Source organism: Pseudonocardia sp. NPDC049635 (genome assembly GCF_040659795.1).
In the GTDB taxonomy this organism is placed as follows: Bacteria; Actinomycetota; Actinomycetes; order Mycobacteriales; family Pseudonocardiaceae; genus Pseudonocardia.
In genome coordinates this window covers 82,446-88,651 of the sequence record NZ_JBFAON010000023.1, presented here as the reverse complement: position 1 = coordinate 88,651, position 6,206 = coordinate 82,446, and the positions used below count along the sequence as shown (strand labels likewise).

The window sequence follows — 6,206 nt, the reverse complement described above, 5'->3', positions numbered from 1 at the left end:
CCTCAAGCGCTACATCAGCCGCGAACTCTTCCGGCTCCTCACAGCCACCCACACATCCCCGATGACCACTTGACAGTCATAGAAGCATCTCACTGATGTGGACGCCCCTGCTCTCGATCGCACCCGCGATCCGGGACGGCCTGGTGCGGGTCAACGGGATCGACCCCAAGGGCATGGAACTGGCCTACGGCCGCGACGTGTTCCACCGCTACGCCGTCACCAGCAAGGACGCCCTGGCGTTGCTCGACGACCTCGTCGAGGAGATGGAAGCCCGCAAGCGTGCCCACGCCGGAAAGACACGGCTCGTTCCGATCACTCGGGACACGCCGTTGGAGATCGTGGAGTTCGACGAGATCGGCGCCCTGCTGCGCTACGTCGGAGACCGCAAGACCCGCGAGGCCATCACCGAGCGGATCGCACTGCTGACCACCCAGGGCCGGGCGCTGGGGTTCACCGTGCGCGGCTACGTCCAGGAACCCACCAAGGACACCGTCCCGGTCCGGGAGCTGTTCCCGCGCCGCATCTGCCTGCGCGTGGCCTCCAAGTCTCACGTCGGGATGGTCCTGGGCGAGCACGCCTACGACCGGGGTGCGTGGGCGAACCGCATCGGCGAATCCGAACCCGGCGTCGGGTACCTGTTCGGGGAAGGCATTCGCGAACCCCTGCGCGTGCGCGCCGCCTGGGTTCCGGATGACGCGATCAAGGCCCTGGAACGGTTCGTCACCGCCCCCTCGCCCGAACCGGCCCGGCGACCCGCGCCGGTGCTGCCCTTTCGCCCCGGGACGCCCGCGCTGCCCGCCGGAGGTGCCGCATGAGCGCCAATGAGACAACGCCCGAGGCCGGCTCTGTCCCGATCGACCAGGACAAGCTCACCCGCGCTCAGAAGGCCATGCTGGCGCTGTCCAACGAGGTCGCCACGCAGCTCGCCGAGGACCACGGCGTCTGTGTCCGCCCGCTGGCCATGCGCCGGATCGACCAGAGCAGCGGCCGGGTCGACGTCGTGCCCGTGCCGTGCGGGTCGACGCGGGAGGACCAGTGTCACCCGTGCGCGGAGAAGGCCCGACGCCTGCGGATGGTCCAGTGCAGGGAGGGCTGGCACCTCGAGGACGAACCGATCGCCAGGCCCGCCGACCCGACCGCCGCGCAGAAGGAACTGATGACGGTGCGGGCGGACCTGCACGCCGCCTACACCGACGCCCGCACCAAGCGCGACGAGGAAGAGTGCGAGGAGATCCGCGAGACGGTCGCAGAGGTGGACCAGGAGCTGCGCGCGCTCGGGGTCCGTGGACGGCTCGCCCCGCTCGACCCGACACCGCAGACCGTGCGCCGCTCCACCCGACGACGCCAGGACGCACCCAACCTGCCCCGCCGCCCGGTGGAGGACCGCACCCTCGGACGGGTGTTCGGCGGCAAGTACCGACCCTCCACGTTCCTCACGCTCACACTCGACACGTACGGGCGGGTGGACAAGCACGGCGCCGCGCTCGACCCCGACTCCTACGACTACCGCCGGGCCGCCCGGGATGCGATCCACTTCCCCAAGCTGCTGGACCGGTTCTGGCAGAACACCCGCCGCTGCGTCGGCTGGGACGTGCAGTACTTCGGCACCGTCGAACCCCAGAAACGCGGAGCCCCGCACTTCCACGCCGCCATCCGCGGCACCATCCCCCGCACCGAACTCCGCGCGATCACCGCCGCCACCTACCACCAGGTCTGGTGGCCCGCCCACGACGACATCGTCTACTCCGGAGACCGGCTCCCGCGCTGGGACCACCACCACAAGGCGTTCGTCGACCCCGACACCCGCGCCCCGCTGCCCACCTGGGACGAGGCCACCGACCCCGACGCGCTCGCGGCCCCGGCGCACACGGTGGTGTTCGGGCCCCAGGTCCACGTCAAAGGCATCCTCGGCGGCACCGAAGAGGCCGGCCGCCACATCGGCTACCTGACCAAGTACCTCACCAAATCCGTCGGACAGGCCGCCGGCCTCGACGACACCGCTACCTCCCGGCAGCGGGAGCACGCCCGCCGCCTCGCCGCGGAACTCGCGATCACGCCGTGCTCGCCGCGCTGCCCGATCTGGCTGCTCTACGGCGTCGAACCCAAGGGCGCCCGCCCCGGAACGACACCCGGGCATTGCAAGGGCAAAGCGCACAAGCCCGAGCACCTCGGGATCGCCGGGCGCCGCGTCCTGGTCTCCCGCAAGTGGTCCAACAAGTCCCTGTCCGACCACCGCGCCGAGCGGACCGCGTTCGTTCGGCAACTCCTCGACCGCGCCGGAGTGCAGCCCGCCTACGCCGTCGACGACGGCCCGTTCACCTGGGAGACGACCAAGCCCGGGGACTCCGACGTGCCACCCCGCACGGTCCTGCTGCTCCATGCGATCAACCAACGCTCCCGATGGCGCGCCGACTACGACGCCGCCGTCCTGGCCACCACCGACGCACCACCCGACGACCGTTCGGCAACCGAGGGAGCAGCGGCATGAAGGCCAAGGATCGGGCGCCGGTCGCGGGTATGGAGCAGTTGACGGTGGAGCAGCTGTGCGCGGAACTGCAGGTGGCCCGCTCGACCTTCTACCAGTGGCGCCAGCTCGGGCGCGGTCCGCGCTGCGTCCGGCTCCCGAACGGTGCGATCCGGGTCCGCCGGACAGATCTGGATGCCTGGCTCGCTGCTCTGACAGACGCGGCATGAGCGACGACGAGCCGACGACCTTCGACGTCCGGGTCTGGTCGGTGACGAAGCGGGTGCGCCGGGACGGGCCCCGGTACCGGGTGCGGTGGATCGTCGCGGGCAAGGAGTGGCACGACACGTTCCCGACCCGGGCTCTCGCCGACAGCTTCCGCTCGGAGCTGGTGAGCACCACCCGTCGTGGGGAGGCGTTCGTCATCGCCACGGGACGACCGGTGTCGTGGCAGCGCCCCGAGGAGCAGGTGACGAGCTGGTACGCGCACGCCATGGCCTATGTGGACATGAAGTGGCCGCACGCAGCCGGCAAGAGCCGTCAGGGAATCGCCGAGTCCCTCGCGACGGTCACTCCGGCGCTGTTCACCGACGCCCGGAGCCGACCGGCCGCCGCGACCGTTCGGCAACTCCTCTACGGCTGGTCGTTCAACGCTCGCACGCGGGCCGCCGGCCCTCCTCCGGACGAGTTGGTCCGGGTCGAGCGCTGGGTCTCCGCGCACACCGTGCCCGTGACCGCTCTCGCGGACCCGACCGTGCTCCGGCCTGCTCTGGACGCTCTGGCCCTGCGCATGGACGGCAAGCCCGCCGCTGCGTCGACGGTGAGCCGCAAGCGGGCGATCTTCTACAACGCCGTGGAGTACGCGGTGGAGCTCGGCCACCTGTCCGGCAACCCGATCACCTCGCTCCGCTGGCGCGCCCCGAGGATCACCGAGGCGGTGAACCCTCGGGTCGTGATCAACCACCGGCAGGCCCGTGCACTCCTCGACGCTGTCCGTGGCCAGCGGTCCGGGCCGCCACTCGTCGCGTTCTTCGGTGTCATGTACTACGCCGCCCTGCGTCCGGGTGAGGCCGTCGAGCTGCGTAAGGAGGCCCTGTCACTGCCCGAACGCGGGTGGGGTGAGCTGTACCTGAATGCCTCCGCCCCGTCGGCCGGCCGGGCATGGAGTGAGTCCGGCACCCGCCGGGAGCCGCGCCAGCTCAAGCACCGGGGAGCGGAGGAGGTCCGGGTGGTCCCGTCCCCGCCGGCGCTGACCGCCCTGCTGCGGCGGCACCTCGACGAGCACGGCACCACCACGGAAGGCCGGCTGTTCCGGGGCGCCCGGGGCGGCCCGCTCTCGGAGAGCCTGTACGGCCGCCTGTGGGCCCTCGCCCGTACCGAGGCACTGACCGCGGAGGAGGCCGCGTCACCGCTCGCACGGCGTCCCTACGACCTCCGGCACGCCGCGGTGTCCACCTGGCTCAACGGCGGTGTCCCCGCCCCGCAGGTCGCGTCCTGGGCCGGACACAGCGTGGACGTCCTGCTGCGGGTCTACGCCAAGTGCATCGCCGGTCAGGACGACGCGGTCCGCCGTCGTGTGGAGGACGCCATCCGCGACCAAGATCAGTCCGTGCATGGTCCGTGAAGACCCGCCACGAGCCGCCGGAGCCGGACACACCCGGACAACGAAGAAGACCCCCGGTTCCGGCGTTTCCGCTGGTCGGGGGTCTTTTTCACCTGCTGTGGCTGGTCCAGGATTCGAACCTGGGAAGGCTACGCCGACGGATTTACAGTCCGCTCCCTTTGGCCGCTCGGGCAACCAGCCGGGGTGCACGTCGATCTCTCTCAGTGCGTGGACGAGGATACGACACGACGCGAGGGGGCCCGACGAGGGGGCCCCACCCCGAGGAGGGACCAGAGATGGCCGACCCGTCGTTCGACGTCGTGAGCAAGGTCGACCGCCAGGAGGTCGACAACGCGCTGAACCAGGCTGCGAAGGAGCTCTCGCAGCGGTTCGACTTCCGTGGCACGAACACCACGATCGCCTGGTCCGGTGAGGAGTCGGTGGTCTTCGAATCCGACACCGAGGAGCGGTTGCGCGCCGGCATCGAGGTCTTCAAGGAGAAGTTGATCAAGCGCCAGATCTCGCTCAAGGCGTTCGAGGCCGACGAACCCCAGCTCTCCGGCAAGAGCTACAAGGCGAGCGGCAAGATCCTGCAGGGCATCGCTCAGGACAAGGCGAAGGAGATCAGCAAGGCCATCCGGGACGAGAAGCTCAAGGGTGTCCAGGCTCAGATCCAGGGTGACCAGCTGCGCGTCTCCGGCAAGAAGAAGGACGACCTGCAGGCCGTCATCTCGCTGCTGAAGTCCAAGGACTTCGGGATCGCGCTCCAGTTCACCAACTACCGGTGACCGGCCGCCCCCCCGACCTGACCACCCGTGCGGTCCGGGCGGCAGTGGTCGCCGGGCAGCACGGCCGGACCACCGACCCGGCGGAGGTCGACGGCCGCGCAGCGGCGGCAGTGGTCACCGACTCGCCCCGGGTCGGCACGGTCGTGGAGCTACCGCAGCGCTCGGGGCAGACGCCCCCGGTGATCGGTGTGCCCACATCCGGACGGGCCTCGCGCGCCGATCGCCCCCGGGCCGGGTGACTATGCTCGCCTCACCGCCCGCTGTTGAAAGGTCGTTGCTTGAGTCGGCGTCAACAGGACCGCGTCACGATCTACGAGGTCGCGAAGCGCTCCGGCTCCTCCATCTCGACGGTCTCCCGCGTCATCAACGGCGATCCGGCTGTGCGACAGGACAACCGCGAACGGGTACTGCGGGCTATCTCGGAGCTCGGGTTCGTGCCGAGCGGCGCCGCCCGCGGCCTGAGCCGGCGCAGCACCGGGATCCTCGGGTTCGTCTTCCTGCGCGAGGAGTATCACGCCACCCGGCCGGAGGACCCGGAGTGGCCGGGCTACCTGGACGTGGCGATGCGGGCCGCCGAACGCGAGGCCGAGCGCAGCGGCTATTCGCTCCTGCTCTCGGGCGTGCGTCCCGGTGACGAGGCGACCGTCACGGCGCTGACCGGACGGGTCGACGGGCTGATGCTCATGGACGAGGTCCTCGACGAGGAAGCACTGGACCGCCTCGCCGAGCGCTTCCCGGCCGTGTGGTTCGCCGGACGTGCCGGTGCACGGACGACCGTGGTCCGGGCCGACCAGGACGCCGGGGTCAGGGCTCTCGCCGAGCACCTGCTCGACGGGCCGCACCGGTTCACCGACGTCGTCGCGATCGTGGGGCCCGAAGCCGTCTCGGACCACGCCGCCCGCCGGCGCGCGCTCGAACAGGTCTCCGCGGCGCGCGACGTGCGGGTGCGGCTGTGGACGGTCGAGCCCGGCTCGTCCGGCGCGGCCGGTGCCGTGGCCACGCGTCTCGCGGCGGAGCCGACCCCCGAGGTGATCATCTGCGTGAACGACGAGGTGGCCATCGGGACGGTCACCGCACTGCGGGAGCGCGGGCTGCGCGTGCCCGCGGACGTCGCCGTCACCGGCTTCGACGACGTGTGGATCGCCCGCTACGTCGATCCGCCCCTGACGACGGTCCGCCAGCCGGTGACCGACCTGGCGGCGCAGGCGGTTCGGTCGCTGGTCCGCCGCCTCGACGGCGACAGCACCGACGGGCCGATCGTGCTGCCCACGCAGCTCGTCGTCCGACGCAGCTGCGGCTGCGTCCCGTAACACAGGACTCGCGGCCGTAACAGACCGGCAATAGTTCGAGG

Annotated in this window: 6 protein-coding genes, 1 tRNA gene and 1 pseudogene; 7 read left to right on the top strand and 1 reads right to left on the bottom strand. The window is 70.9% G+C overall.

Features of this window, described 5'->3' with window-relative positions:
• Nucleotides 1–89: 89 nt before the first annotated feature.
• From AB0J24_RS23025 to AB0J24_RS23010, 4 genes and pseudogenes are all read left to right on the top strand, one after another.
• Nucleotides 90–815: pseudogene (locus AB0J24_RS23025) on the top strand (cell division protein FtsK); the annotation flags it as partial.
• On the top strand, nt 812–2,488 hold the full coding sequence (locus AB0J24_RS23020) for a replication initiator (protein ID WP_358684596.1): 1,677 nt from the start codon (nt 812–814) through the stop codon (nt 2,486–2,488). The pseudogene AB0J24_RS23025 and the gene AB0J24_RS23020, both read left to right, overlap by 4 nt.
• The gene (locus AB0J24_RS23015) at nt 2,485–2,694 is read left to right on the top strand and encodes a helix-turn-helix domain-containing protein (protein WP_358684594.1); all 210 of its coding nucleotides are present in this window, start codon (nt 2,485–2,487) and stop codon (nt 2,692–2,694) included. The genes AB0J24_RS23020 and AB0J24_RS23015 overlap by 4 nt, the downstream gene beginning before the upstream one ends.
• Nucleotides 2,691–4,088 (top strand): tyrosine-type recombinase/integrase, encoded by a 1,398-nt coding sequence (locus AB0J24_RS23010; protein WP_358684591.1) that lies wholly within the window; start codon nt 2,691–2,693, stop codon nt 4,086–4,088. Before AB0J24_RS23015 ends, AB0J24_RS23010 begins: the two co-directional genes overlap by 4 nt.
• Before the next feature lie 98 nt (nt 4,089–4,186).
• Here the strand turns inward: AB0J24_RS23010 and AB0J24_RS23005 are convergent.
• Nucleotides 4,187–4,268 (bottom strand) — tRNA-Tyr (locus AB0J24_RS23005).
• Between the two features lie 95 nt (nt 4,269–4,363).
• Here AB0J24_RS23005 and AB0J24_RS23000 point away from each other — a divergent pair.
• The 3 genes from AB0J24_RS23000 to AB0J24_RS22990 are packed head-to-tail and all read left to right on the top strand — an operon-like array spanning nt 4,364 to nt 6,165.
• Nucleotides 4,364–4,855 carry a YajQ family cyclic di-GMP-binding protein gene (locus AB0J24_RS23000; protein WP_358684589.1) on the top strand — a complete coding sequence of 164 codons (492 nt, stop codon included), beginning with the start codon at nt 4,364–4,366 and terminating at the stop codon, nt 4,853–4,855.
• Nucleotides 4,852–5,094 carry a hypothetical protein gene (locus tag AB0J24_RS22995; protein WP_358684587.1) on the top strand — a complete coding sequence of 81 codons (243 nt, stop codon included), beginning with the start codon at nt 4,852–4,854 and terminating at the stop codon, nt 5,092–5,094. The genes AB0J24_RS23000 and AB0J24_RS22995 overlap by 4 nt, the downstream gene beginning before the upstream one ends.
• Nucleotides 5,095–5,133: 39 nt before the next feature.
• Complete coding sequence (locus AB0J24_RS22990) at nt 5,134–6,165, top strand: LacI family DNA-binding transcriptional regulator (RefSeq protein ID WP_358684584.1); 1,032 nt, start codon at nt 5,134–5,136, stop codon at nt 6,163–6,165.
• Nucleotides 6,166–6,206 lie beyond the last annotated feature (41 nt).